Origin of the sequence: Halomonas sp. KAO (assembly GCF_015595025.1) — a bacterium.
In the GTDB taxonomy this organism is placed as follows: domain Bacteria; phylum Pseudomonadota; class Gammaproteobacteria; order Pseudomonadales; family Halomonadaceae; genus Halomonas.
In genome coordinates, this window is sequence record NZ_JADNRL010000037.1 from 2848 (window position 1) to 3354 (window position 507).

The window sequence follows — 507 nt, forward strand, 5'->3', positions numbered from 1 at the left end:
CGCCGACTTGCGTACAGTGCCGGGTCTGTAGCTCAGTTGGTTAGAGCGCACCCCTGATAAGGGTGAGGTCGGCAGTTCAAATCTGCCCAGACCCACCATCTAGCAGCATCAGGGGCCATAGCTCAGCTGGGAGAGCGCCTGCCTTGCACGCAGGAGGTCAGCGGTTCGATCCCGCTTGGCTCCACCATCTTGCAGAAGGTCAGCGTTTCGAGCGAAACGTCGCACCGCCCGCTTGGCTCCACCATCGCTACCCCACAGTCTTACCTGATCGGATCCACAGTCATAAGCCAGCATCACACCGCGATGTCAGGTTTATGACTGTCGATTGACAGTCTGCTCTTTAACAATGTGATTCATGCTGACAAACGTTCTTTCCGCAAGGAAAGAACACGAGATACGTTTCAAGCGCGTATCCGGCAATGTCGTGTGTCATCGCGGACCAGACCCTTTGGGGTTATATGGTCAAGCGATGAAGCGCATACGGTGGATGCCTAGGCAGCCAGAGGC

2 tRNA genes are annotated in these 507 nt (G+C 56.0%); both read left to right on the forward strand.

The annotated features are described in order from the left end of the window. Positions 1-21 precede the first annotated feature (21 nt). A tRNA-Ile gene (locus tag IOC61_RS16015) sits at positions 22-98 on the forward strand. Positions 99-111: 13 nt separating this feature from the next. After that, positions 112-187, forward strand: a tRNA-Ala gene (locus IOC61_RS16020). Positions 188-507: the final 320 nt, after the last annotated feature.